Origin of the sequence: Staphylococcus sp. GDY8P57P (assembly GCF_017892585.1) — a bacterium.
Taxonomy (GTDB): domain Bacteria; phylum Bacillota; class Bacilli; order Staphylococcales; family Staphylococcaceae; genus Staphylococcus; species Staphylococcus borealis.
Window position 1 is genome coordinate 207,644 of record NZ_JAESLK010000019.1, and the last position, 26,020, is coordinate 233,663.

Below are 26,020 nucleotides of genomic sequence, written 5' to 3' on the forward strand. Positions count from 1 at the left end.
AAATCTTTTACAATTTAAAATAAGAAGAAATTTACGATTTTTTAAAATTATTAATATGTTAGGTTAACAAATGGTATATGACATAGATGTATTTCGATGATAAAGTATGACTTACAAGATGTATGAGGTGACCTATGGAGAAAAGAAAAAAGGCAATCACGCATGAGGTTTCTACAAATCAATGGGGAAGTTCTCAAATAGTGAAGAAAGATTTCTTATTGATTCCTATTTACATCATGCTCCAGATTTTAGTACCAATCATTATTGTGTTTGGCGTTTTAGGTGTCTATGCAATGATAACGCAAGATCCACCGCCACTTTATTTATATAATTTAACGTTAAGTATCAGTTTTGTCATTGCTCAATTTGTCGTTATCGTTTCATTTTTTGCGTTACATAAATATGATATTGCTGATGTCGCATTGAGACAGTATCGTATAGCTAAACGTCATTACATACCGTTAATTATTACAGTTACACTATTTGCACTACTATTGTTTTATGCGATTAACGTTGTAGCGCAGTATCTACCAAAGCCTATTGGTTATGATATAACACAGGCGCAACTTCGTTTAGAAGGCTTATTTAATCATCCGAGTGCAATTGTATTTACCTTTATTACTATGGTTGTGTTACAACCGTTGATTCAAGAATTAATTTATCGACATTTAATGATTCATGAACTTGGGAAAAGGCTAAATGTTAGTGTCGTCATTGTGTTGAGTATAGTGATTGAAGTAGGCGTACAGGTCTATGACTTTATATCCGTTATGGAAGTCATACCTTATTTCATATTATCAGTAGGGGCGATCGTTATATATCTGAGAACTGGCAAGAATTTAGCAGCATCATATCTGTATCATAGCTCTGTACAATTCATCTTATTTATTATTACAATAATAGAAAGATTATTTTAAATATTGAGCATGATTAAACATACATCGTTAAAAAAGATAAGGAGAGACATATGACTTTTGAAAATGAACATGCGCAAGAAGCATCAAAGCAAGCGCCATTCAAAAATGAATTTGCATCGAAACGAATTGTGAAACGTGATTTTTGGCTAATACCAGGATATTTAATCATTAATATTGTACTGCCGTTGATATTAACGATAGTTACAATGATCATGATTATGGCGATTACAGGGCAGACATCCGAAGCGCCAATGATGAAGCAAGTGATGGGAATTAATCAAATCTTTGTTTTATTAGGGCAGTGCCTCTTATTACTATTGTTTTATTTAATGCATCGTAAGTCGCTCATCCCATTAGCAATTCAGCGCTTTAAAGATTTGAGAAAACATATCGTACTAATCGTTGTTGTACTCATTGCGATGTATTTGGCGCAATATATATATGGTAACTTGATAGAATTATTACCTGAGAAATATCAGTTTAGTAATACTGAAAACAACAAACAAATCGAAGAACTCTTCAAGACAAAATGGATTTGGCCCGTATTGTTCCTAGATATTGTTATCGTAACGCCAATTGTTGAAGAATTGCTCTTTAGACATTTAATTATTCATGAACTTGGTAAGAAATTAACATACGGCGCAATGTACGTTGTTTCAGTCGTGTTATTTGCTAGTTTACACGTGTTAAGTGCATCATCTCCATTTGAAATTGGTCCATATCTTATTATGGCAATTGGATTTGTGATTGCATACCACTATAGTGGACGGAATTTAGCAATGACGATTACGTTACATATGATTAACAACTTAGTATCGTATGTGACTATCATTATTCCGCTGATTTGGTAAATGATGCATTAAATTAGAAGTAAGATACAGTGTTTCAAGAAATGTCAACTTGAAGACACTTATCTTACTTCTTTTTTTGTTATTATAGATATAAATAATGCTCATGGGAGTGGGACAGAATTCTTTTGAATTCGTCGTGACTCCCAGCTTGCTTTGCTTGTAGAATTTCTTGATGAAATTCTCTATGCTGGGGCCCCGACTCCCAACTTGCTTTGCTTGTAAAATCACTTTCGTGATTTTTTGTGTTGGGGCCCCGCCCGCAAGGATGACTAGAACTGAGAAAAGCTTGATTTAAGCGCCTTCTCAGTTCAGTCAGCTACTGCGAATTTGCTAATTAGCATGATTATATTATTTATGTCCCAGACTGATTTTAATTTATTTTTAATTATAACAGTGTTTATTATGAGGAGGTTGGTAAAAGGATGTTATTAGATGTCAAAAATTTATCATATAAAGCGGATAGACGTATGATACTTAAAAATATTAACTTTCAATTAGCTGAGGGAGAGGCAGTTGCCATTATTGGTCCCTCTGGTAGTGGTAAGAGCACATTTTTAAAGCAAATCAATAATTTAATTAGCCCGACGGATGGGGAACTCTATTTAAAAGGGAAGCCATTTAACGATTATCCTCCTGAAACATTACGAATGAAAATCAGTTATCTAATGCAACAGAGTCAGCTCTTTGGCGAAACGATTGGTGATAACATGTCATTTCCAGCGTTAGCGCGAGATGACCGCTTTGATAAAGACAAAGCAATGGATTTACTAAAGAAAGTGAACTTAGGTCAATATGATTTGAATTCTAAAATTGAACATCTTTCAGGCGGCGAGCGTCAGAGGATTACAATTGCCCGTCAACTCATGTACCGTCCAGATATATTATTATTAGATGAATCTACAAGTGCGCTCGATACACAAAATAAGCAGACCATTGAAAATATGATTTTCGACATGGTAAAAGAAGGTGTATCCGTGTTATGGATTACACATAGTGATGATCAAAGTATGAGACATTTCCATAGACGAATTACAATTAGCGATGGTGAAATCACGAAAGAGGAGGCTTTAAATCAGAATGAGTAATACAGCCCTTTGTTTAACTGCTTTGTTATTATTAATTCCCATCTTTATTTCATATAAAGAAGGATTACATATTATTAAAGATTTAGTTGTAGCTTCCATACGCGCAGTTGTACAGTTGATTATATTAGGATTTATCTTGCATTATATTTTCAAAATTAATCAAGCGTGGATATTAATGTTAGCGGTATTAGTGATTATTATTAATGCGTCATGGAATACGATTAATCGTGCTTCGCCAGTAATGCATCATGTCTTTTGGATTTCGTTTATCGCCATTTTTATTGGAACAGCGTTACCTTTAACGGCTACTGTGTTGGCAGGGGCTATCGATTTTAAAGCAAATGAAGTCATTCCAATCGGAGGTATGTTAGCGAATAATGGACTAATTGCGATTAATTTAGCGTATCAAAACTTAGACCGTGCCTTTGTGAAAGACATTACCGACATTGAATCTAAGCTTACATTAGCAGCGACACCTAAATTGGCATCTAAAGCATCGATTAGAGAGAGTATACGTCTTGCCATCGTACCTACAATAGACTCGGTTAAAACATACGGTCTCGTTTCGATACCAGGTATGATGACAGGTTTAATTATTGGTGGCGTACCACCATTACAAGCGATTAAATTCCAATTACTTGTCGTGTTTATTCACACAACAGCGACAATCATGTCAGCCCTAATTGCAACTTATTTAAGCTATAATCAATTCTTTAACGTTCGTCATCAACTCGTTGCACGCAATAGCGCACTCAATGCACCTGATGATGAAGCATAGACGAAATGAGAAGTAAGGGCGTAGGACAGAATTTTATTTCAATTCGTTGTCCTACGCCCTTACTTTTTTAGATAATATTTAAGAGTCATCCACCAATAGTATATGGAAATGAACGCCTTGTTTAGATGGTAATAGTGTGATTGCGCCATGATGATAATTCACAGCATCTTTAATAATCGATAAACCAATACCATGTTGTGCTTTATGCGCTTTCGATGTATACGACTGTTTAAATAATGTATCTATATTTGAATGTGGTATGCCTTGACCATCGTCAACGTAATCAATCATTAACTTATTTTCAATTTTAGAAAAAGTCATTTGAATGTTAGGATTGATTTCATTATGATCAATACTATTGTTGATTAAATTAATTAATAGCCGCTCGAAATACAATTTATTACCATAAAATGTGGCGTTATCTTCTAAATAAAAGTGACATGTTATAGAATCGTAACCAATAATGTGTGTGATTCGATTGACCGTTGATTGAATCGGAAAATCTTCTTTATCTTGTTTTGTCTGGTTTGTTTCCATATCAAATGTTTGGTTCAAACTATCAATCAAATCACTCATAAACGTTGCTTTCTCCGAAATAAGTTGAACATAAGATTGCGTCTGTTTATCGGTCTGGATGAGCTTAGAATAACCATAAATAGTTGTTAATGGCGATTTCAAATCATGAGAAATTTGGCTAATCCATTTTGATTTGTAATATGAAATTTGGTTATGATAAAACTTATCAGACAACATTTGTTCATTTAATTGTGACAAAGATGCATCCAATTCAGGATAAGTACGACGATTCTTAAATCGCTTTCGTTTCGACGTAGGCTGATGCAGTTTGCCTAACGATAAGTTACCAATCCAGTCAATATAAAAAGATAACGGTCTTGTGAGTCGCTTCGAAATTAACATTGCCGTTAAAGCAATTAAGATGATGTTAACGATGATAAATGAGATGAACAGTAAAATATACGTGTTTTTACTATCATTGAACGCTTCGCCGAAATTATCATTCCACAATATCGTTCTTTGTCCTGGATTTCTTACAAAGTGAAGTTCATTGTTTGAAACCGAATAGTTGTAACGATTGAAATCAAGCGTAGCGATACTATCAAGCAATTGTGACGTCTTGATTTCATGACCATTTGTTATTTTAGGTTGTTCAATTTTATCTTTATAAATATAAACAAGGTAGGTTCCTTCTTTTGATATAACTGAATTCGCATTATTGATATTTTTTAACAATGTTGATTTTATGTTTGTATGACGCTTTGACTTAGGATAGAGAATGTCTCCATTTTTTCGAACAAAATATAAGTCAACATGACGCTTTTCGGCAAGTGATTTTAGATTATCATTGGGTGCTTGAGTGATGCCATACGTCTCTAAGTATGTAGGTTCAATTTCATTAATATCCCAGTAAATATTAGGCAATACTTTAAAAAATAGTATGACAACTAAGATACATGTAATAGTAAAGTTTAGAAGGACAAATATCGTCATATACTTAAGAAATTTTAATGTGAATTTATTAATCATCGCGATCTTCCTTAAACATGTAACCTTTACTACGTACAGTTTTAATCATTTTAGGTGCATTCGGCGTGGTTTCAATCTTCTTCCGTAATGTTCTAATATGGACCATTAGAGTATTATCATCCACGCCGGTATCATATCCCCAGACTTTAGCATAGAGCTGATCTTTAGTCAGTACTTGGTTTTTATTTTTAATAAGATAGGTTAATAAATTATATTCACGATTTGTAAGGTTGATCGGTTTGTCATTAACAAATACTTCCATACTGTTGAAGTTGATGGCTAAATCTTTATAATGGTACGTTGATTGATCTGTATCGTTTAAATGTAAAGAAACTCTGTAGTACAACTCCATCGGATCAAATGGCTTTTTAATATAATCGACAGCCCCATGTTCAAACCCTTTATATACATCGATATTTGTTGTCTTCGCAGTCACTACGATAACGGCAGTATCCTTTAAATCAATATATTTAAGTAATTGATAACCGTCTTCAGATCTTAAGTTTAAATCCAATAATATAACCTGAAAGCTGAAATTCAATAATTCATATTTTGCATCTTCAATATTATCGACAGACTTGATACGTTGTATCCCTTTCGTACTTAAAGATAATGTCATTAACGCATTAATATCTTTATCATCTTCAATAATGAGTACGTCGTCGTTCATGAATACCACCTCATTGTCTATCTTATACAACTTTTTAACATTTAACTATTCTGATAATGATGATTTAAGGAAAAATTAAGATTAAACTAAGTAGCATTTAATTTGAAAATTTTAGTATATAAGTAAATCAATAAGCAAAGGAGCAAATGAAATGAAAGTCATTTCCAATGTGTTTGGGTTTATCATACTTATCCTTGTTTTATTTAATATAATCAGAGTTTTAACAAGCCTAGTTGAATCGTATTTTAATATAAATTTTGGTATTGATGGTGTACTACATAATCATTACGTCATTTATGGTGCGCTCGCATTACTTGCCATTTGTGCCTTTCTACAAGAACTTATCGAACATCGATACAACAATAATGAACAAACCTTTTAAAACATAGGGGAAGAAAAATACAATTGAATATTATATAATAGAACAGTTACGAAATTTGAAGAACAGTGCGTAACTGTTTTTTTATGTAGAAATAATGAAATGAAAGGAGAAAGAAATATGTCTGTCATGCGTATAGCGACATTTATCATTAGTGTGTTTATTGTGGGCATGGTTGAAATGATGGTCGCTGGAATTATGAATTTAATGAGCGATGACTTAGGTGTCTCAGAAGCGATTATCGGGCAACTGGTTACACTTTACGCATTAACCTTCGCCATATGTGGACCTATACTGGTTAAATTAACGAATCGATTTCCTGCACGTCCCGTTCTTTTGTGGACTTTAGTGGCCTTTGTCGTAGGGAATGGTATTATCGCCATTGCACCTAACTTTACGATTCTAGTCGTTGGACGAATATTATCTTCAGCTGCAGCATCTTTAATTATCGTTAAAGTCTTAGCATTAACAGCTATGCTGACAATACCTAAGAATAGAGGTAAGATGATTGGCGTAGTTTATACTGGATTTAGTGGGGCCAATGTCTTTGGTGTGCCAATTGGTACGATGATTGGTGACTGGGTTGGCTGGCGTTTTACGTTCGTATTTATTATTGTTATCAGTCTTATTGCCGGCTTATTAATGTTGAAATATCTTCCTACAACTACAGAACTTAATCAAGCCAATCGAATGTATAATAACGTTTCTGAAGATAATCAAGTCACATCTCATATTATTCGACCAATTGAAATCGTTAAGTTTCTAGCGATTACATTACTTATTTTAATTGCCAATTCAGTGACATTTGTATTTATCAATCCACTTATTTTGGAAAATGGTCATACCATGGGCTATGTATCATTAGCGCTACTCGTTAATGGTGTTGCCGGTGTTGTTGGTACATCAATGGGTGGTGTACTCGCTGATAAATTAACAAGTAAACGTTGGTTAATCATTGCGTTTACTGTGTTTATTGTAGTGATGCTTGCCATTAATTTAGTATTGTCAACAACGGTGTTATTACTCGTAGCACTCTTTATTTGGAATATCGTACAATGGAGTACCAATCCAGCAATACAAAGTGGTATCATCGAACATGTTGAAGGTGACACAAGTCAAGTGATGAGTTGGAATATGTCTTGTCTCAATGCAGGTATTGGTATAGGTGGTATTATCGGTGGCCTTGTTGTATCAAATACGAATGTTGAAGCGGTCACATTTGTCAGTGCCTTTATTGGCTTACTGGGACTTATCATCGTGCTTACATTGAAAAATGTTCATTATGCCAAAAACTAAGCGTATCTTATGATTGAATAGGGAAGAGGCTGAGACATAAATAATAAGATAATGCTACTTTGTGAATTCACAATAGCTGACTGAACTAAGAAGACATTTTAAGCAAACTGGGAGTGGGACAACGAATTTATTAAGAATTCTGTCCCACTCCTTTTTTAATTATTGTATATGTGTGGTTCTGTGTGATCGATTGAATAGGGTGCGTAGGGCATGGTACCTGTTGTGGCATAATGAACGATGTCATTTATCATACGTTTGCTTAATTCAATATCAGAAGTGTGCAATTTGATGTTATGCGCCTTAAGTATAGCCATCTTACCAAACCAAAAGACGACGTCTAAAATATGATAGGCACTTGCGAAATCAACATATTCAGGTCGAGCCCAATCAAATCGTAATAACCAACGATGCGGATTCTCACGCATTTGGTGTAACAAGTTAAGTGTCGGTTTTTTAAAATATAACGCTGTCACAACTTCAGCTTGTTGTTGACCCGTTTGAACATGATTAAAATCAACGTTGATATGATTCAGTTTCATCACATTCACAAAACGCTGTGGCTCAAGTTTACGTGATTCATTACGGATATAACAATCACCTTCATCCTTTGTATAGCCTAACACAACAGGTTTATTAAACTGAGCAAGTGGACGGCACATCGTTGTCTCGTTAATCGGTTGATATATTAATTCTAAGCCTTTGGATTTGCCACGTGCTTGTTCATCATATGCCATTAACTGTAGCAATGCGTGCGTGTCTAAATCGTATATGCTTTTTCCGGAAAAGTGCTGTTGAATTAAGGCATCGAAGTGTTTAGCTTTGTGCACACCTGTTTCTATGGAATCTAGCTGTAATACGCCACTTAATAACATGACTTGGTGGTAATAGTGGTCCAGTTGTGGTTGCTGCATTAAAGCTTGAATACTCATACTGCCTGCGGATTGTCCGCATAATGTGACATTGTTAGGATCGCCATCAAAGTATTCAATAAAGTGTGCAACCCATTTTAATAACGCAATCTGATCAGATAGGCCGTTATTTTTATCATACTGGGGATTAAAATAAGACCAATCCAGAAAGCCTAATGCACCTAATCGATAGTTAAACGTAATTACAATGACATCACGTTGGGCGACAATATGTTCTGGCGTATATAATTCGGCAGAACCATGACCATTCACAAAGCCACCACCATAAAAATAAATGATAACAGGCTTCTTAGATTTACCAGATGATTGACGCCAAATATTTAAATATAAACAATCTTCATCCTGTTTGAATGTATGTTGCTTAGATGAAAAGAATGTTTCTAACTTATTGTACGGTTGTGGTGGGATGGCTCTAAAGCGCGTTGCATCAACTAACGTATCATAGCTATATCGTGGGCTAGCATGTTTAAAACGGCGATTACCAATCGGCGGCTGTGCATAAGGAATACCTAGAAATTGTTCTATATTATGATGTGTTATCCCTTGAAAAGAGCCAGCTGTTGTATTAATCGTTACCACTAAATCATCACCTACACTTATGAATTAATTTAACTATACCATGACGTATGAATGTAAAAACAGATTGGGACAATGAAATTAAAATTTGTGCTATATCATATTAAAAAGCGTCTGGGGCATCATTCGTATAGAAATAGCCAGTAAATGCGTTTTAACAAATTCATTTACTGGCTTCTTTATTTACAATGGAGTACTAAAAAAATAAGGCACTCTCGTGTAATTTAATAAACATTACTAAACTAAATTAACGAGGTGCCTTATATATAAACATTGTAGCATGACTCAACTTCTATATTATTTCAATAGAAAATGCCTTTTTTACTTATCCAGGAACGCTATGTTCCGGACATGGTCAGATTAATTATTCTGTTGTTCAGCTTCTTTTCTATCAGCTTCTTGTTGTTCTGCTTCCATTGTATCTTCTTTCATTTGTTTATTGATTTTCTTAGCGCGTTTATAATAAACACTCTTGAAGTGGCTTGTAATACCAATTCTATAAAAGACAAGTGCTAACACGATAATAACTAAGAAATCATAAGGATAATGAATAAAGTTCATACCTTTAAACTCTTTACTACCGATGAATGACATGCAAGCCAATAGGATTAAGTATACGATAATCCACATACTACCGCCGATTTGTTTTTTAGTGTTTTTCCAATTCATTTTATATTCATAGAAGAAATAAATTGGTAATCCTAAAATAATGATGAAAATAACTTCGGCAGTTGTTGGCCACATTGCCCAATAAATTGCTAATGACGCAAGTACAAAGGATAATGGTGCCATCACTTTTAACATAGCGCCTCGGAATGGACGATGCAATTTAGGTCCCATTTCACGTAATGACATGACGGTTGTTGGACCTGTTAAGTAAGCGACTAATGTTGCTGTTGAAATAACGGCAGCAAGTACGCCCCAATCACGGAATAAGGTAACCATGACCATACTGATGATGGCATTAAATACGATAGCTACTCGTGGAATATTATACGTTGTGTTAATTTTACCTAAGAATTTAGGAATATGACCATTACGTTCCATCGCGTTTAATACACGACCAGTAATCGCAACGAATGATACGCCAGTTCCGAATGGTGACACAACTGCTTCGATGTATAGCAAGATCGCTAACCAGTTAATGCCTAATAGGATTGCCATATCTGCGAATGGTGAATTGAAGTTAATACCACTCCAACCGTGTTCGCTAATCATTGATTGTGGCATTGATGTAATAAATGTGCTTTGTAGTATAATGTACAAAATGGCACTTAATGTTAAAGAAATGGCAATACCACGTGCAATATTCTTTTCAGGGTTTTTAATTTCTGATCCCATATTAATGATGGTTTGGAATGCATTAAATGAGAAGATAATCCCTGATGTTGTTGTTGCCGCAAAGATAGGCGCACTACCATACGGCATAAATTCGCCTATAGAAGAACCGTAATTGCTTGTGTCGAAACCTGAAAGCATTAACATAATAATTGTTAATAACGGTACACCTAATTTGAAGAACGAAATTAAACTTGTGAATGATGTTAATAATTTAACAGACCAATAGTTTAATAATGAAAAAATAATGATAATGACGTACACGGCGAATAAGCCTGTCGTACTAATTGAGCCATTATGCATTAATGCAGAAGTTGGTTTCGCCCAATCCCATGGCCATGAACTGATATATTGAACAGCAGACACAGCTTCAATAGGAATGATTGTAACTAATGATACCCAGTTTGCCCATGCGGCAATAAAGCCTAACAATGAGCCGTGTGAATATTGAGCATAGTTACTCATACCACCAGATTGAGGGAACATTGTTCCTATTTCGATATAGTTATAAGAAATCGTTCCTATAACGATAAACCCGATAATCCAAGATAATATGGCTGCAGGACCAGCTGCAGAAGAAGCTTCCCATGCACCAAATAACCAGCCTGAACCAATTAAACTTCCTAATCCTAACAAAACAAGTTGGACCAGATTGATTTTACCTTCGTTATTATTTTGTCCCATAAATACTCCTTTATGTTATTTTAATATTCATCAAAAATGATACGTTATAATTATACGCTTATCATTTCATTAGTCAATTTATGATTTTGTAAATTTACAAATGATTGTGTTATAAATAGTTATTGATTGACTTAAATAATATAATGATTGTATTGTTATCAAACTAACGATATGGGGTGACTAAAGTGTCAGAGAAACAATCCGATAAACAGGTGTTAGCTTTTCTTGAAAAGGAGAGTCAGTGGCAAGAAGCTTATCAATATTTAAGAAATTTAATCTTTAATGAGTCAGAATTAGCAGAAACATATAAATGGATGCATCCGACTTATACAATTAATGATAAAAATGTTATTACGATCCATGGTTTTAAGCATTATGTAGCCTTATTGTTTCATAAAGGTGCAATTTTAGAAGATAAATATAAATCGTTAATTCAGCAAACAGAGCGTGTTCAAGCAGCAAGACAATTACGTTTTGAAACATTAGATGAGATTAAACTGCGTCGAGACGAAATTTTATATTATATTGATGAAGCCATTAAAACAGAAAAAGCGGGCAAGAAAGTTGAAATGAAGAAGACAGAAGACTATGAAATGCCTGAAGAATTACAACAAGCATTTAATGATGATCCAAAATTAGAAGAGGCATTTTATCAATTAACACCTGGCAGACAACACCAGTACATGTATCACATTTCACAAGCGAAACGTAGCCAAACAAGACAAAATAGAGTTGAAAAGTATATCGACCATATTCTTGAAGGTAAAGGCATGTACGATAAATAAAAAGAGAATAAAAAAAGATCGGGACATAATGTGTTTTAAGACTACCGTCAAACGACGTCTTAAAAGTAGGATTATCGGCAGAGACACTCACGATTCGACAAAATTTGAAAAAATTTTACTCGTCGTTCGGTTCTGCTCAAATCCTAAACACTTATGTCCCGATTTCTCTTCAATTAGCCATTTAATTTAACTAAAATTTTAGCTTGTGATTTATCATTTACTAATTGTTCGAATCCTGATTGAACAATATGTTCTAATTCGATTTCATCTGTTACGACGCTCTTAACGTCTAAGCTTCCGTTCGCAATTAAATCAATGGTTTGTTGGAATGTAGTAGGTGAGTAAGCAATTGTAGATGTCAATTGAACACCTGAGTTAGTTAATAACATTGGATCGAAATCAACTGCATGTGCAAAGATTGATACGATAACAACAGTACCTCTTGGACGTGTTACTTGAATTGATTGAGATAATGTTACACCAACACCAGCAACTTCAAATGTTACATCTACACCGTTGTCAGTATGTTCATTAATAAAGTCTACAGGATTTGTGTTACCAGAATTGACTACGTGAGTCGCACCGACTTCTTTCGCTTTCGCTAGGCGTTCTTCAGATAAATCAAATACAAAGATTTTACTTGCTCCAGCTGCTTTAGCTGCAACAATTGTTAATAAACCAATTGGGCCAGCGCCAAATACTGCAACTGTATCTCCAAATAATAATTTACCTTCTTTAACTGCTTGAACCGCAACGGCTGTTGGTTCAACTAATGCACCTTCTTTATCTGATACGCTTTCAGGTAATGCATAGACATTCTCTTCTGGTGCATTTGTAAATTCAGCAAAGCCACCGTCAGAACCTAAACCAATAAATGAATAGCCGTCATATAAATCAACGCTTTCATCTTTCTCATGTTTAGATACAGTTGGGTTAACAACGACGCGATCGCCTTTTTTATATTTTGTAACGTCTTTACCAACTTCTTCAACAACGCCTGAGAACTCATGTCCTAAAGTAACAGGTGCTTTTTGTCCAAGTAGTGGATCAGGTTTATCTGTAGAGATGAAGACTGGTCCTTCTAAGTATTCATGTAAATCAGTTCCGCAAATGCCGGCCCATGATACTTTTACTTTTACTTCGTTGTCTTTTAATTGCTTAGGTTCACGATCTTCCACGCGAACATCTTTTTGACCATACCATACTGCTGCTTTCATTATTACAACATCCCTTCAATAAATACTTATTACACCTATAGACTAATACTATTGATATTAGAATGCAATTTTGAATCCAGCTTTCAATGATTTATTTGAATAAATATGACAATTTGATGAATTTTATTGTAGGCAACTTTATTTTTAAATATTTTTTATCACAATCACGCTTGAATAAAACTTAAAAAATTGCAATTGTGAACATTTTTAATCATTTTATATAAAAAATGTTTCAAAAAATTATATAGGGTATATAAAAATTAAAGATGGAAAACGCTCGAATGATATTCCAATTGAATTTATTAAAATTTTATGAAGCAAAGGCCGTGTGGCTCTTGTTTAACTTATTACGTATTTGTTTAACAATGGGACTACTGGCCTTTTGTATTTTGAGCTTTTTTATCTTGCAACAATAGGGAGGAGCAATCTAATGACGCTAAGTATTAAGAACTTAACAAAGATTTATGCTGGCAATAAAAAAGCTGTAGATAATATTTCATTAGATATTGAATCAGGTGAATTTATTGCGTTTATTGGGACAAGTGGTAGTGGGAAAACGACTGCTTTACGAATGATCAATAGAATGATTGAAGCTACTGATGGGACAATTGAAATGAATGGCAAGAATGTTCGAAATATGAATCCAGTTGAATTACGTCGTAGCATTGGGTATGTGATTCAACAAATCGGATTGATGCCACATATGACTATACGAGAAAATATCGTGTTAGTACCAAAGTTGCTTAAATGGTCTAAAGAAAAGAAAGATGCTAAAGCGAAAGAGTTAATTAAACTTGTAGATTTACCTGAAGATTATTTAGATCGCTATCCATCTGAGTTATCAGGTGGTCAACAACAACGTATTGGTGTTGTGCGTGCATTAGCCGCTGAACAAGATATTATCTTAATGGACGAGCCTTTTGGTGCATTAGATCCGATTACTAGAGATACGTTACAAGATTTAGTTAAAGACCTTCAGAAAAAGTTAGGAAAAACATTTATCTTCGTTACACATGATATGGACGAAGCAATTAAACTTGCAGACCGAATTTGTATTATGTCTAAGGGGAAAGTTGTGCAGTACGATACACCAGATAATATTCTTAGAAATCCAGCAAATGATTTCGTAAAAGAATTTATTGGTCAAAATAGATTAATTCAAGATCGTCCAAATATGAGAACCGTTGAAGATGCAATGATTAAACCAGTCACTGTTAACGCAAATGACACATTGAATGACGCGGTCAATATTATGAGACAGAGACGTGTAGATACGATATTTGTTGTAAATAACCATCAGCATTTACTCGGATTTTTAGATATTGAAGATATCAATCAAGGCTTACGTCAACGCAAAGAATTAATCGATACAATGCAGCGTGATGTTTATAAAGTACATATTGATTCTAAATTACAAGACTCTGTACGTACGATACTTAAACGAAATGTAAGAAATGTACCGGTTGTAGATAATGATAATGCACTCATTGGTCTGATTACACGTGCAAATCTCGTTGACATTGTTTATGACTCTATTTGGGGTGAACAAGATGACGAGATGATTTTATCTGATACACATATGAATGCCGTTGAACGTGAAAATGAGTTAGGAAATATCAATAAAAAAGAACAAGCACAAGAAAGACCTCATGACGCGACGTCTAAACAGCAAGATGTCACCGACAGATTAGACACACATGATGTGAAGGATTCTGACCAATCAGGAGTTGATCGCTAATGCGCCAATTTTTCCAAGAATATGGAAGCCAACTCGTATCAAAAACGATTGAACACTTCTACATATCTATCATCGCGCTGTTAATTGCGATTGTAGTTGCGGTACCATTAGGCATTCTATTATCTAAGACTAAGCGTACTGCAAATGTAGTGTTAACGATTGCGGGTGTGCTTCAAACAATACCGACGTTAGCCGTATTAGCCATTATGATTCCAATCTTTGGTGTAGGTAAGACGCCAGCGATTGTCGCATTATTCATTTATGTATTATTACCCATTTTAAATAACACTGTCCTAGGTGTACAAAATATTGATAAGAATATCATACAAGCTGGAACAAGTATGGGTATGACGAAGATGCAGTTAATGAAAGATGTTGAATTACCTTTAGCCTTACCACTTATCATTAGTGGGATACGTTTATCTAGTGTTTACGTTATTAGTTGGGCAACATTAGCAAGTTATGTTGGTGCAGGTGGACTAGGTGATTTAGTCTTTAACGGCTTGAATTTATATCAACCGCCAATGATTATAAGTGCTGCTATTCTAGTAACATGTCTCGCATTACTTGTAGATTTCATACTTTCTTTAATTGAAAAGTGGGCCGTGCCTAAAGGGTTAAAAGTATCTAGATAAATACAAAGGGAGGATTTTAAAATTATGAAAAAGCTTAAATTGACTTTCATACTTCTTGCAATGTCTCTCATCGTATTATCTGGATGTAGCTTACCAGGATTAGGCGATGGTGACGGGAAAGATAGTGTGAAAATTACTGCCACAGAAACAAGTGAAACGAAAATTATGGCAAACATTGAAAAGTTAATGATAGAACATTATACAAACGGCAAAATTAAACCTACAATTGTTGGTAATTTAGGATCAAGTATTATTCAACATAATGCGTTACAACGTGGAGATGTGAATATGTCCTCAGTTCGATATACAGGGACTGAATTAACAAGTGTGCTGGATGCACCACCAACCAAAGATACGAAAAAAGCAATGTCAGAGTCACAAAGACTATTTAAAGAAAAATACAATCAAAAATATTATGACTCATTTGGATTTGAAAATACGTATGCATTTATGGTGACCAAAGACGTTGCTAAGAAATACAATTTAGAAAAAGTATCTGACTTAGAAAAATATAAAGATGACTTACGTCTAGGTATGGATACACAATGGATGAACCGTGCAGGTGATGGCTACCCAGCTTTCCAAAAGGAATATGGATTCAAATTTGCGAGTGCGCGTCCAATGCAAATTGGTTTAGTGTACGATGCGTTAAAAAATAAAAAATTAGACGTGGCAGTTGGTTATTCAACAGATGGACGTATTGCTGCGTATGATTTGAAAATTTTAAAAGACGATCGTAAATTCTTCCCACCTTATGATGGAAGTCCATTGGCAACTGAAAAATTAATTAAAGATCATCCTGAAATTGATGAAGCATTGAAAAAATTACAGGGACAAATTAGTACGAAAGAAATGCAAAAACTAAATTATGAAGCGGATGGCAAAGGGAAAGAACCAGCCGTTATTGCAGAAGAATATGTGAAAAAACATAACTATTTTGAAGATGATAGTAAGAAAGGTGGTCAAAAATAATGAAAGGTAACTTGTTAAGCTCGCTTTATGAATATTATACCTTGAACTTTGGCTATCTCATGGAACTCTTTTTCAAGCATTTATTAATGTCTATTTATGGTGTTTTATTTGCTTGTATTATTGGTATTCCGATAGGGATTTTAATTTCAAGATATACGAAATTGTCATGGCCTATCATTACTATTGCGAATATTATTCAAACCGTACCAGCAATTGCAATGTTAGCAATACTCATGTTGGCGCTTGGATTAGGACCTAACACTGTAGTGTTTGCAGTCTTCTTATATGCGTTACTTCCGATTATTAAGAATACGTACACTGGTATCACTGAAGTGGACTACAATATTAAAGATGCCGGTAAAGGCATGGGTATGACTAAAAATCAGGTTATGCGCATGATTGAGTTGCCATTGTCCTTATCCGTTATTATCGGCGGTATTCGTATTGCGCTAGTTGTAGCGATAGGTATTGTGGCCATTGGCTCATTTATTGGGGCATCAACATTAGGAGATATCATCATACGTGGTACAAACTCTACTGACGGTACTGTATATATCCTTGCAGGTGCCATTCCAATAGCATTAATCGCGATTATTATCGATTTAGGATTACGTTTCTTAGAAAAGAAACTTGATCCAACGACTAAAAATAAAAAACGCGAGAATCAAGTACAAAGTATCAATTAATGATGCTAACCACATACAGTAGTACTTTGATTTCAATCATTAGAAGTATTGACGTGAGTGTGTGTGAATACGGAATAAATGATTTCGCTATAGCAGTTTGCAATACACAAGAAGGGAGTGGAACAGAAATAAAATTTTTCAAAATTTATTTCGTTGTACCACCCCGGCAAGGTTGACTAGAATAAAAAAAAGCTTGTTACAAGTGCATTTTTAATTCAATCAACTACTGCCAACATATATTGAAAGCCTGAGACATCAATTTTTGTCCCAGGCTTTCTTTATATCTAGAATAAGATTGAAGCTAATGGTGGAACGATGGCAACGATAATGACACCAACGATAACTACGGCAATACTGCCCATAGATTCTTCAGTTTCACCAAGTTCTTTAGCTGCAGCTACACCCAATGTGTGACCACTTGTACCAAGTGCTAAGCCACGTGCGATTGGATTTGATATTTTAAACCACTTAACAATTTTAGTACCTAATGCAGAAATGACAACGGCATTAAGGATGACTGCTAATGATGTTAGCTCTTTGACACCACCAATACCTTCAGATACTGGAAGGGCAATGGCTGTTGTAGCAGCTTGTGGTAACATTGAAGCACTGATTTGATCTCCTAAACGGAATACAGTAGCTACTAAGTATATTAAAATTAATGCGATTAACGTACCAATTGCGATCCCACCAAAAATTTGTAACCAATATTTTTTGAGGACATCACGTTTTTTATATAAAGGGATAGCAAAACTAATGGTTGCTGGTTCTAAGAAGAAGTTAATAATATCCCCACCAATTTTATAATGTTCATAGCTAATGCCTGTTACTTTTAAGAATACAATTCCCGCAACCATAGCTACGAATAGCGGTGCTAATAAGAAGAAACCATTCGTTTTTTTATAAAAATATTGTGCAATAACAAATGGTATTAATGAAACTAAGATACCAAAATAAGGTGTTGTTATACCTAAATGCTCTACCATTAGTTACCCTCCCCAAGTTTAGTTTGTTCGTTTTGTTCTTTAGATGGGAACAATGTTTTTGTTACGAATAATTGTGATACAAATCCGATACATATTAGTAATAATAATGTTGAAATAATGATTAATAATAATATTAAAATTGGATGTTGGCTTAGTATTGGTAAAGAATTGATAACAGAGATTCCAGCCGGCACGAATAAGAAGCTAATGCTATTCGTTAATGCTGTACCCACATCTTCAACTTGGCCTAGTTTAACAATACCAGTGCATAATAGGATGAATAGTAAAACAAGTCCTATAACTGATGCTGGCATTGGAAATGGTATGAAACTTTCAATGATTTTCGAAATAAATAATACGATAGCAATGGTTAATGCTTGCTGAAAGAAATTATACGTTTTCGTTAACTTATGATTACTTTTGCGTGCATTACTTTGTGATTGTTCATTTGCCATATTTTAACGCTCCCTTTCTCTTTCCCTTACAAACAGGATAGTATGAAAACGTTTACTTTTGTGTCTTTTGGCAGTGACTTGCAAAAATTCGTATGTGAGTTGCACCATATTCAACTTGAAAATCAAAAGAATGAATCAACGATAAATGTATGTGATTCAAACAATAAAAAAAGTATTTAACCATGGATGAAGTAGGACAAAGAACGTTATCTTGACTTCATCAGATTAAATACTAATGATATGGATATGTTTAATAATGAATATTTTAAATTTATATTAGGCAAGTCCGATTTCATGTTTAAAGGTCTTCATAAATGAACGACTGACTTGGAATTTATCGCCTGATGACATAGTGACTTGATAAGTATAATTGAACCAATGCTCAACACTATCAATATGCATTTTATTAATGATAGTGGCGCGATGAATTTTAATAAATAGATGACTTGGCAATTTCTTTTCATAGTAATTTAGTGGTTCAGTTGTTTGATACGTGCGCTGTGTTGTATTAATGGTTGTTATACCATTGTTGACAGAAACGGCTGTGATGTCATCTATTCGAATCACGTAGATGCGTTCGTTCATTTCGATGGGTAATACCGTCTGATCACCATGATGACTGTCATCCGCTTGCAACGATGGTGTTGGAGATTCGATCGTTGTTTGACTAAATCCTTGTTTATTGGATGTCGCCTGCTTAACTTTATTTACTGCTTGTTCGATACGCTCGAGTTCAAACGGTTTAAGGATATAATCTATTGCATCAAGTTCAAAGGCTTTAACTGCGAATGTGTCATGTGCTGTTGCAAAAATAATGTGTGGGGGTTGTTTCATTTTTTTGATTTTTTGTGCTAAATCAATACCACTTTCATCCATAAGATTAATATCTAAAAAGACTAAATCATAGGTTTCAGATAAAAGTTTTTCTAATGTTTCTTCAATATTTTCTGCCTCATCAATAACGTTAAATCCTGAGATTTCATTGAGTAAATAATGAAGCTCATTGCGAGCTAATGGTTCATCATCAACAATTAACGTCTTCACTTAAATATCCTCCTTTATAACATGTGTTGGTATATGGCAACTTACCGTCGTTCCTAGTTCTGTTGAATCAAACTGTAATCCTGCTGTTGTACCGTACAATCCAATTAAACGTCTGTTTAAATTTTCTAGGGCGCTTCCTGTTCCTGTCTCTGAGTCAACACTCATTTGTCCGATTAATGGTAACTTATGATCCTCAATTCCATTACCATTATCACGAACCATTAATGTTAATACGTCGTCATCATAGTGTGCATGCACATCAATGATGTTATCTTTTCGACGATGTTTAAAGGCATGCTTAATCGCATTTTCAACCAAGATTTGAATAATGAAAGGTGGGATGAGCACATGATGACAAGTTGCATCAATGTGATATTTAATCGTAAAGCGATCAGGGAATCGAGCTTGTTCTAATGCTAAATAGGCCTCTACTTGTTGTAACTCTTTATCTAATGTAATGGTGTTATTACGAGCGCCTTGTAGATTGGATCTAAAGAATTGACTCAATTGTAATAATAACTTTCTAGCCTTTTCACTATCAATACGTACGAGTGCTGAAATCGTATTAATCGCATTAAAGAAGAAGTGGGGATTAACTTGTGCTTGTAGCGACTTGATTTCAGCATCTTTTAATAGCTTACTCTGCATTTCCGCTTGTCCCAATTCTAATTGACTTGAAAAGATGTCAGCTAAACCACGTGCCAGTTGCTTCGTTGATGTTGTGTTGTCATATTCATTAGTGAAATAAAATTTTAATGTTCCAACGACTTCTTGGTTGGTCATTAAAGGGATAACGATCGCAGATTCTAAAGCACAATTCGGGTTATGACATCCGATTTCTTCTTTGGAATGGGCTTCTTTTAATTGTCCCGTTTGAATCACTTCCTTAGATAAATCGGTAATAATGGCCTTTTTAGCAACGTGATGGTCACTGGCGACACCAACATGTGTTAAAATATCCTTTCTATTTGTGATGGCGACTGCCGATACATTCATTAATTTCAGAATAATTTCAGCCACTGGACGTGCAGACTGTGCCGTTAAACCGGATCTGAAATAAGGTAAAGTTTTATTGGCTATTTCAAAGACATCATGCGTTTGAATCGCACGTGTTTGCTCTTCTTGCTTCAATGTTGAAAGGATAATGGATAAGAAAATAGCTGTCCCAATACTGTTAATCAAAATCATAGGTAATGCAATAAATTGAACAAGCGACCATGCAGCAGTTGTATCATTGGCAAAAATTAGAATACATGCCATTTGAATGGCTTCGTTTAATGCGCCAATTAAAGCACCCATTAAGACAGTTGGATAAGTATAACGACGCATCGTACGATAACCATAAAATCCTGATATGAGTGCGATAATTATAGACGAAATAAGGTAGGTATACGCATTTGCACCACCGATATAAAGGCGAAATAGCCCTGATACAATACCGACAATAATTGCTACGAAAGGACCACCGATTAAACCTGACATCCCAATTGTTAATACACGTGTATTTGCCATAGAAGCTTCGTCGTTAAGGTGGTAATAAATATTGCTAGATACAATATGTCCATTTTCGATTTCAATGCCAGTGAAATTTGAAGTGATAGCAAATAGGACGAATAATATGGTCAATTGCCACTGCGAACGTAATTTTTCTCGTTCGCCCATCATCGTTTTAAAGTGATTAATATTCATTAATATATAAGCAATAATAATGATTAACCCTACACGTTCAAGCAATAATATAAATAAATTAAACATTGTAAGCACCTATTCATTGTAGTTTCAGTTAAAATACTTGTTCTTTCTTTAATTATAATATGGATAATTTTAACTTAATAGTTTAAAATTAAAAGTTATAATTTATAGGTATCTAATAATTGGTTTATTGCGCTTTTGAGTATGTTGTGAAAAATAATTATTGAAAAAATTAGAGTATTTTATTAAGTCATTTCTTCTTAATTATGATAAGGTTTTCAATATAAACTAATTTCTTAAGTGAGTGTTGTATCTTTCATAAGCGAACGTCAGATGATGTAAGGCAGGATACGCATGTTAATAAATTATAGAAATAGGGAACTTATTAAATAGTGCTACATAAAATATATGACACTCAAAGAAATGATTTACGATGAGGTAAATCTACTTGAGTAGATTAGTTTTAGGGTAATTTAGGAGGAATTTTTCGAGATGGAGTCTTCAAAACAATTTAGGGGAGATAATAAATTACTAATTGGTATTATCATTGGTGTACTTACGTTCTGGTTATTTGCACAATCATTAGTTAACGTTGTACCAACGTTGCAATCATCATTTAATACAGACATGGGTACGATTAATATTGCCATTAGTTTAACAGCATTATTCTCTGGATTATTTATCGTAGGTGCAGGGGATATTGCAGACAAATTAGGTCGAGTGAAAATGACATACATCGGCTTAGCATTAAATGTTATTGGATCATTGTGTTTAATCATTGCACCTGTCGCATGGTTACTATTAGTAGGTCGTGCGTTACAAGGTTTATCTGGTGCTTTAATTATGCCGTCAACACTTGCGATCATTAATGAATATTACATAGGAAAAGAAAGACAACGCGCTGTAAGTTACTGGTCTATAGGTTCTTGGGGCGGTAGTGGTATTTGTTCATTATTTGGTGGTTTTATGGCCTCAACCATTGGTTGGCAGTGGATTTTTATAGTTTCAATTGCACTTTCAATTTTAGCCTTTTTCTTAATTAAACATACACCCGAGACTAAAGTTGAACCTAGTGAAAACGAAACAAAAGCTAAATTTGACGTGACTGGTTTAATATTATTAGTTATCACGCTATTAAGTGTTAATGTAATGGTTACGCAAGCTGCAGATCGTGGATTGTTCTCACCAATGATTTTATCACTTGGCGTTGTATTTATCGTTGCAGGTATTCTATTTATCATAAGAGAATTGAAAACGGAAAATCCACTTGTTGATTTTCGTATTTTCAAAAATAAAGGCTATAGTGGTGCGACATTATCAAACTTCATGTTAAATGGTGTTGCTGGTGGTACACTTATTGTTGTTAATACGTATTATCAAAGTCAATTAGGCTTTAGTTCATTACAAGCAGGATTAATCTCAATCACGTATCTTGTAGCCGTGCTTATCATGATTCGTGTCGGTGAGAAATTATTACAAAAACTAGGTGCTAAAAAGCCATTATTAGTAGGTAGTGGTTTCTCATTCTTAGGACTATTATTATTATCGTTAACGTTCTTACCAGATATTGCTTATATTATTTCAAGTATTATAGGTTACTTATTATTTGGTATTGGTTTAGGTACTTATGCGACACCTTCTACAGATACTGCAGTTGCGGAAGCACCTGACGACAAAGTAGGGGTGGCATCAGGATTATATAAAATGGCATCATCTTTAGGTAACGCGTTTGGTGTTGCGATGTCTAGTACTATCTTTGGATTTGGCGCATCATTCATGAATTTACAATTAGGTGGCGCCGCTGGTGTGTTATTTAATGCCGGTATTGCCTTAACCGCATTTATAGTTATCTTGATATTAGTACCGAAGAAACTTAGTACAAATTAATCGAGACAGTTCGTTTTATCAATATATTAAAGCGTTTATATTTCATTAAGATACCGAACTCAAATTGAGTTCGGTATTTTTTTATAAACGAAATATGATTTATGATTAATTATCTAAAAATTATGAATATTGTGTTTATGATATTGACGCTTAATCACTAAAGTAGTATTTTAAAAACATCATTAGAAAAAGGAGTCATGACTTATGAAAATAGCAATTGCAGGTTCTGGTGCATTAGGAAGCGGATTTGGTGCGATGTTATATCGCCAAGGGTATGATGTAACATTAATCGACGGATGGGAGCCACAAGCGACAGCAGTCAAACAAGATGGGTTACATATAGATATTAATGGTGAAGCACATCATCTTAAAATGACGATGTATCCACATAATGCTATTCCACAGGATGCACAATTTGATGTTATCTTTTTATTCACTAAAGCGATGCAGTTGCAAGATATGTTGACGCACATTAAAGCACACATTCATGACAAGACGATTATGGTTTGTACGATGAATGGTTTGAAGCACGAACGTTTAATTAAGCAATATGTGAATGAAGCGCGTATCGTACGTGGTGTTACGACATGGACTGCCGGACTAGAATCTCCAGGACATACACATTTAATGGGTGCAGGGCCAGTTGAAATCGGTGCACTCGTACCTGAAGGTCAAGCTAATGTTGACGTAGTATATGACCTCTTAGCACAATCAGGTCTTAACCCACATAAAAGTGAGCATTTACAACAATCTATTTGGAAGAAGATTTGTGTCAATGGAACTGCGAATGCGCTTTGTACAATTTTAGAGTGTCGCTTATCTAATTTAAATGAGAGTGATTATGCGAAACAACTTATTTATAAAATAACGCAAGAAATTGTACAAGTTGCAACGGTAGATGGTGTGCATTTAAACGGTGATGAAGTTTACCATTATCTAATTGATTTAAATGAGAAGGTAGGTCCTCATTATCCATCTATGTATCAAGACTTGATTAATAATAATCGTCTAACAGAAATTGATTATATTAACGGCGCGGTAGCTCAACTAGGTAAAGAACATCATATCGATGCCCCAGTTAACCAATTTGTAGCCAATATGGTCCATGCAAAAGAGCAACAACGACATGCCGAATAATGTGCTGTTATATACGTTTGATAATGAATAGGTCAACAATTAAGGCGACGTTATGAGGTTAATTTAATATGGATATATTTTGAAGCGAGATTACGAGCCTAGGACGACAAATTTAAAGCATTTTGCCCTACGCTCCACCTCGCTTTTTTAAATCGAATCATTATATCTTTGTCATAAAAAGTGATACGCTTAACCCTTATTAAACATGAATGATTACAAAATAGTCGTAAACGGGTAGAAGAAGATTAAGTGAATGTGAAGGAGCTGTTATTAGAATGAATCGTTCAACGCAACGTATTATCGTTACAACGATTGTAGGTGGATTACTGAGTGGTGCAGTTAAGATTGGTTGGGAAGCGCTTGTCCCACCTAGAACACCAGAACGTGAGCAAGAAACGCCACCAATGACATTATTGAATCAGTTAGGATTACCAGACTCAATAAAGAACGCAACATATCATTATAACGGCAATGATATTCCAGTAACAGTTATGGGGATTCATTATGGCTTCTCTGTAGCAAACGCGTTTGCATATGGCTTATTAGCTGAACGCTTCCCAACTATTACAGCTTTAAAAGGTTCGTTATTTGGCATTGCGATTCATATTGCTTTTCATGAATATCTTTTGCCAAAATTGTCATTGACGCCACAGGTTAAAGATTTACCTTATGAGGAACGACTTTCAGAGCTGTTTGGGCATATCGTATGGATGAATACAATCGATATGATTAGAGATTCAAGTAAGTAGTAACATTCAGTTATTTATTTTTTAAAAAGAGAAATAGAAAGGTGCGTATAAAAATGACTAAAATATTTATTACAGGTGCCACAGGATTAATTGGAACACGTTTAACACAACGTTTGATTGAAGAAGGCTATGAAGTAGCTGGATTTACAACATCTGAGAAGGGTAAAGCGAAATTAGAAGGTTTAGGTGCCAAAGCGTATATTGGCGATATCTTAAAAGCAGATACCATTGATGCAGCAGTGGGTGACTTCCGTCCGGATGTTATTATTAATCAAATTACAGATTTAAAAAATGTCGACATGGCCGCAAACACGAAAGTACGTGTAGAAGGTGGTAAAAATCTAACGGACGCTGCGTTGAAGTATGATGTTAAAAAAGTGGTGGCACAGAGTATCGGCTTTATGTATGAACCTGGTGAAGGTCTTGCGACTGAAGAAACACCACTAGACAATCATTCAGATGGGGATAGAAAAATTACAGTAGACGGTGTGGTTGGACTAGAAAAAGAAACAGCACGTATGGATCACTATGTTGTACTTCGCTTTGGTTGGTTATACGGACCAGGGACATGGTACGGTAAAGATGGTATGATTTATAACCAATTTAAAAACGGTGAAGTAACATTATCAGATGGTGTTACATCATTTATTCATTTAGATGATGCTGTTGAAGTATCTATTCAGGCGATGAATTTTGATAATGGTATTTATAATGTGGCAGATGACGCGCCAGTAAAAGGATCAGAATTTGCAGAATGGTATGCGAAAGAAGTTGGTGTTGATCCTAAAGTCACTATCCAACCAGCACAATCATTTGAACGTGGTATTAAAAATGACAAGTTTAAAGCACAAGGTGGTACATTAATCTATAATACGTGGAAAGATGGCATGCACCCATTAAAATAAATGATGAGTAAAACAAGCACTGTTATAAGCTAATTGTAATTAGCTTGTAACAGTGCTTGTTGTATAGATGGAACGTCTTTATTA

General features: G+C 34.6%; 24 protein-coding genes. 15 read left to right on the plus strand and 9 right to left on the minus strand.

Annotated features, from left to right (window positions below):
• Positions 1-134 precede the first annotated feature (134 nt).
• The 4 genes from lnsB to KA878_RS07895 all read left to right on the plus strand — a co-directional run bounded on the left by lnsB (position 135) and on the right by KA878_RS07895 (position 3,631).
• Positions 135-917, plus strand: coding sequence for a CPBP family lipoprotein N-acylation protein LnsB (lnsB, locus tag KA878_RS07880; protein WP_193838980.1), 783 nt, complete (start codon positions 135-137; stop codon positions 915-917).
• Positions 918-967: 50 nt separating this feature from the next.
• On the plus strand, positions 968-1,768 hold the full coding sequence (locus KA878_RS07885) for a CPBP family intramembrane glutamic endopeptidase (protein ID WP_193838981.1): 801 nt from the start codon (positions 968-970) through the stop codon (positions 1,766-1,768).
• Between the two features lie 422 nt (positions 1,769-2,190).
• Positions 2,191-2,853, plus strand: coding sequence for an ABC transporter ATP-binding protein (locus KA878_RS07890; protein ID WP_075109009.1), 663 nt, complete (start codon positions 2,191-2,193; stop codon positions 2,851-2,853).
• Complete coding sequence (locus KA878_RS07895; RefSeq protein ID WP_193838982.1) at positions 2,846-3,631, plus strand: ABC transporter permease; 786 nt, start codon at positions 2,846-2,848, stop codon at positions 3,629-3,631. Before KA878_RS07890 ends, KA878_RS07895 begins: the two co-directional genes overlap by 8 nt.
• Before the next feature lie 78 nt (positions 3,632-3,709).
• On the opposite strand, the gene KA878_RS07900 is transcribed toward KA878_RS07895, so the two are convergent.
• Together KA878_RS07900 and KA878_RS07905 are read right to left on the minus strand one after the other, a co-directional pair.
• The gene (locus KA878_RS07900; protein ID WP_193838983.1) at positions 3,710-5,176 is read right to left on the minus strand and encodes a sensor histidine kinase; all 1,467 of its coding nucleotides are present in this window, start codon (positions 5,174-5,176) and stop codon (positions 3,710-3,712) included.
• On the minus strand, positions 5,169-5,846 hold the full coding sequence (locus KA878_RS07905) for a response regulator transcription factor (protein ID WP_075109012.1): 678 nt from the start codon (positions 5,844-5,846) through the stop codon (positions 5,169-5,171). Before KA878_RS07905 ends, KA878_RS07900 begins: the two co-directional genes overlap by 8 nt.
• Before the next feature lie 151 nt (positions 5,847-5,997).
• On the opposite strand from KA878_RS07905, the gene KA878_RS07910 reads away from it, so the two are divergent.
• Together KA878_RS07910 and KA878_RS07915 are read left to right on the plus strand one after the other, a co-directional pair.
• Entirely contained in the window at positions 5,998-6,228 is a 231-nt protein-coding gene (locus KA878_RS07910) for a hypothetical protein (RefSeq protein WP_193838984.1), read from the plus strand.
• Positions 6,229-6,345: 117 nt separating this feature from the next.
• A complete protein-coding gene (locus KA878_RS07915) occupies positions 6,346-7,521 on the plus strand; it encodes an MFS transporter (protein WP_193838985.1) in 1,176 nt (391 codons plus the stop codon).
• 155 nt (positions 7,522-7,676) lie between these two features.
• Here KA878_RS07915 and KA878_RS07920 read toward each other — a convergent pair whose 3' ends face one another.
• Positions 7,677-9,029: a carboxylesterase family protein gene (locus KA878_RS07920; RefSeq protein WP_193838986.1), complete on the minus strand. Its 1,353-nt coding sequence runs from the start codon at positions 9,027-9,029 to the stop codon at positions 7,677-7,679.
• A 357-nt stretch (positions 9,030-9,386) separates the two neighbouring features.
• Entirely contained in the window at positions 9,387-11,048 is a 1,662-nt protein-coding gene (locus KA878_RS07925; protein WP_070854694.1) for an APC family permease, read from the minus strand.
• Between the two features lie 185 nt (positions 11,049-11,233).
• Between KA878_RS07925 and KA878_RS07930 the strand changes: the two genes are divergently transcribed.
• Complete coding sequence (locus KA878_RS07930; protein ID WP_193838987.1) at positions 11,234-11,833, plus strand: YdeI/OmpD-associated family protein; 600 nt, start codon at positions 11,234-11,236, stop codon at positions 11,831-11,833.
• A 173-nt stretch (positions 11,834-12,006) separates the two neighbouring features.
• On the opposite strand, the gene KA878_RS07935 is transcribed toward KA878_RS07930, so the two are convergent.
• Positions 12,007-13,050: a 2,3-butanediol dehydrogenase gene (locus KA878_RS07935; RefSeq protein ID WP_053028744.1), complete on the minus strand. Its 1,044-nt coding sequence runs from the start codon at positions 13,048-13,050 to the stop codon at positions 12,007-12,009.
• 430 nt (positions 13,051-13,480) lie between these two features.
• On the opposite strand from KA878_RS07935, the gene KA878_RS07940 reads away from it, so the two are divergent.
• From KA878_RS07940 to KA878_RS07955, 4 genes are read left to right on the plus strand one after another with little or no spacing between them, the layout of a single operon-like run.
• The gene (locus KA878_RS07940) at positions 13,481-14,788 is read left to right on the plus strand and encodes a betaine/proline/choline family ABC transporter ATP-binding protein (RefSeq protein WP_193838988.1); all 1,308 of its coding nucleotides are present in this window, start codon (positions 13,481-13,483) and stop codon (positions 14,786-14,788) included.
• Positions 14,788-15,423 (plus strand): ABC transporter permease, encoded by a 636-nt coding sequence (locus KA878_RS07945; RefSeq protein WP_037535693.1) that lies wholly within the window; start codon positions 14,788-14,790, stop codon positions 15,421-15,423. Before KA878_RS07940 ends, KA878_RS07945 begins: the two co-directional genes overlap by 1 nt.
• 24 nt (positions 15,424-15,447) lie before the next feature.
• Positions 15,448-16,395 (plus strand): osmoprotectant ABC transporter substrate-binding protein, encoded by a 948-nt coding sequence (locus tag KA878_RS07950; protein WP_075109017.1) that lies wholly within the window; start codon positions 15,448-15,450, stop codon positions 16,393-16,395.
• Positions 16,395-17,081, plus strand: coding sequence for an ABC transporter permease (locus KA878_RS07955; RefSeq protein WP_075109018.1), 687 nt, complete (start codon positions 16,395-16,397; stop codon positions 17,079-17,081). Before KA878_RS07950 ends, KA878_RS07955 begins: the two co-directional genes overlap by 1 nt.
• A 284-nt stretch (positions 17,082-17,365) precedes the next feature.
• Here KA878_RS07955 and lrgB read toward each other — a convergent pair whose 3' ends face one another.
• The 4 genes from lrgB to KA878_RS07975 all read right to left on the minus strand — a co-directional run bounded on the left by lrgB (position 17,366) and on the right by KA878_RS07975 (position 21,321).
• Entirely contained in the window at positions 17,366-18,067 is a 702-nt protein-coding gene (gene lrgB, locus KA878_RS07960) for an antiholin-like protein LrgB (RefSeq protein ID WP_075109019.1), read from the minus strand.
• Positions 18,067-18,522, minus strand: a complete 456-nt coding sequence (gene lrgA, locus KA878_RS07965) for an antiholin-like murein hydrolase modulator LrgA (RefSeq protein WP_053028738.1) — start codon at positions 18,520-18,522, stop codon at positions 18,067-18,069. The genes lrgB and lrgA overlap by 1 nt, the downstream gene beginning before the upstream one ends.
• A 276-nt stretch (positions 18,523-18,798) precedes the next feature.
• Positions 18,799-19,566 (minus strand): response regulator transcription factor LytR, encoded by a 768-nt coding sequence (locus KA878_RS07970; RefSeq protein WP_193838989.1) that lies wholly within the window; start codon positions 19,564-19,566, stop codon positions 18,799-18,801.
• Positions 19,567-21,321 (minus strand): sensor histidine kinase, encoded by a 1,755-nt coding sequence (locus KA878_RS07975; protein ID WP_193838990.1) that lies wholly within the window; start codon positions 21,319-21,321, stop codon positions 19,567-19,569.
• A gap of 429 nt (positions 21,322-21,750) precedes the next feature.
• On the opposite strand from KA878_RS07975, the gene KA878_RS07980 reads away from it, so the two are divergent.
• From KA878_RS07980 to KA878_RS07995, 4 genes are all read left to right on the plus strand, one after another.
• A complete protein-coding gene (locus tag KA878_RS07980; RefSeq protein WP_193838991.1) occupies positions 21,751-23,145 on the plus strand; it encodes an MFS transporter in 1,395 nt (464 codons plus the stop codon).
• Between the two features lie 204 nt (positions 23,146-23,349).
• A complete protein-coding gene (locus KA878_RS07985; protein ID WP_070854689.1) occupies positions 23,350-24,282 on the plus strand; it encodes a 2-dehydropantoate 2-reductase in 933 nt (310 codons plus the stop codon).
• A 275-nt stretch (positions 24,283-24,557) separates the two neighbouring features.
• Positions 24,558-25,031, plus strand: coding sequence for a DUF1440 domain-containing protein (locus KA878_RS07990; RefSeq protein WP_053028733.1), 474 nt, complete (start codon positions 24,558-24,560; stop codon positions 25,029-25,031).
• 53 nt (positions 25,032-25,084) lie between these two features.
• Entirely contained in the window at positions 25,085-25,936 is an 852-nt protein-coding gene (locus KA878_RS07995; RefSeq protein ID WP_193838992.1) for an NAD-dependent epimerase/dehydratase family protein, read from the plus strand.
• Positions 25,937-26,020: the final 84 nt, after the last annotated feature.

Excerpts from the sequence above, each read along its gene's own strand:
- lnsB (WP_193838980.1), top strand. The coding sequence starts at position 135 with ATGGAGAAAAGAAAAAAGGCAATCACGCATGAGGTTTCTACAAATCAA.
- KA878_RS07885 (WP_193838981.1), top strand. The coding sequence starts at position 968 with ATGACTTTTGAAAATGAACATGCGCAAGAAGCATCAAAGCAAGCGCCA.
- KA878_RS07890 (WP_075109009.1), top strand. The coding sequence starts at position 2,191 with ATGTTATTAGATGTCAAAAATTTATCATATAAAGCGGATAGACGTATG.
- KA878_RS07895 (WP_193838982.1), top strand. The coding sequence starts at position 2,846 with ATGAGTAATACAGCCCTTTGTTTAACTGCTTTGTTATTATTAATTCCC.
- KA878_RS07900 (WP_193838983.1), bottom strand. The coding sequence starts at position 5,176 with ATGATTAATAAATTCACATTAAAATTTCTTAAGTATATGACGATATTT.
- KA878_RS07905 (WP_075109012.1), bottom strand. The coding sequence starts at position 5,846 with ATGAACGACGACGTACTCATTATTGAAGATGATAAAGATATTAATGCG.
- KA878_RS07910 (WP_193838984.1), top strand. The coding sequence starts at position 5,998 with ATGAAAGTCATTTCCAATGTGTTTGGGTTTATCATACTTATCCTTGTT.
- KA878_RS07915 (WP_193838985.1), top strand. The coding sequence starts at position 6,346 with ATGTCTGTCATGCGTATAGCGACATTTATCATTAGTGTGTTTATTGTG.
- KA878_RS07925 (WP_070854694.1), bottom strand. The coding sequence starts at position 11,048 with ATGGGACAAAATAATAACGAAGGTAAAATCAATCTGGTCCAACTTGTT.
- KA878_RS07935 (WP_053028744.1), bottom strand. The coding sequence starts at position 13,050 with ATGAAAGCAGCAGTATGGTATGGTCAAAAAGATGTTCGCGTGGAAGAT.
- KA878_RS07940 (WP_193838988.1), top strand. The coding sequence starts at position 13,481 with ATGACGCTAAGTATTAAGAACTTAACAAAGATTTATGCTGGCAATAAA.
- KA878_RS07945 (WP_037535693.1), top strand. The coding sequence starts at position 14,788 with ATGCGCCAATTTTTCCAAGAATATGGAAGCCAACTCGTATCAAAAACG.
- KA878_RS07950 (WP_075109017.1), top strand. The coding sequence starts at position 15,448 with ATGAAAAAGCTTAAATTGACTTTCATACTTCTTGCAATGTCTCTCATC.
- KA878_RS07955 (WP_075109018.1), top strand. The coding sequence starts at position 16,395 with ATGAAAGGTAACTTGTTAAGCTCGCTTTATGAATATTATACCTTGAAC.
- lrgB (WP_075109019.1), bottom strand. The coding sequence starts at position 18,067 with ATGGTAGAGCATTTAGGTATAACAACACCTTATTTTGGTATCTTAGTT.
- lrgA (WP_053028738.1), bottom strand. The coding sequence starts at position 18,522 with ATGGCAAATGAACAATCACAAAGTAATGCACGCAAAAGTAATCATAAG.
- KA878_RS07975 (WP_193838990.1), bottom strand. The coding sequence starts at position 21,321 with ATGTTTAATTTATTTATATTATTGCTTGAACGTGTAGGGTTAATCATT.
- KA878_RS07980 (WP_193838991.1), top strand. The coding sequence starts at position 21,751 with ATGGAGTCTTCAAAACAATTTAGGGGAGATAATAAATTACTAATTGGT.
- KA878_RS07985 (WP_070854689.1), top strand. The coding sequence starts at position 23,350 with ATGAAAATAGCAATTGCAGGTTCTGGTGCATTAGGAAGCGGATTTGGT.
- KA878_RS07990 (WP_053028733.1), top strand. The coding sequence starts at position 24,558 with ATGAATCGTTCAACGCAACGTATTATCGTTACAACGATTGTAGGTGGA.
- KA878_RS07995 (WP_193838992.1), top strand. The coding sequence starts at position 25,085 with ATGACTAAAATATTTATTACAGGTGCCACAGGATTAATTGGAACACGT.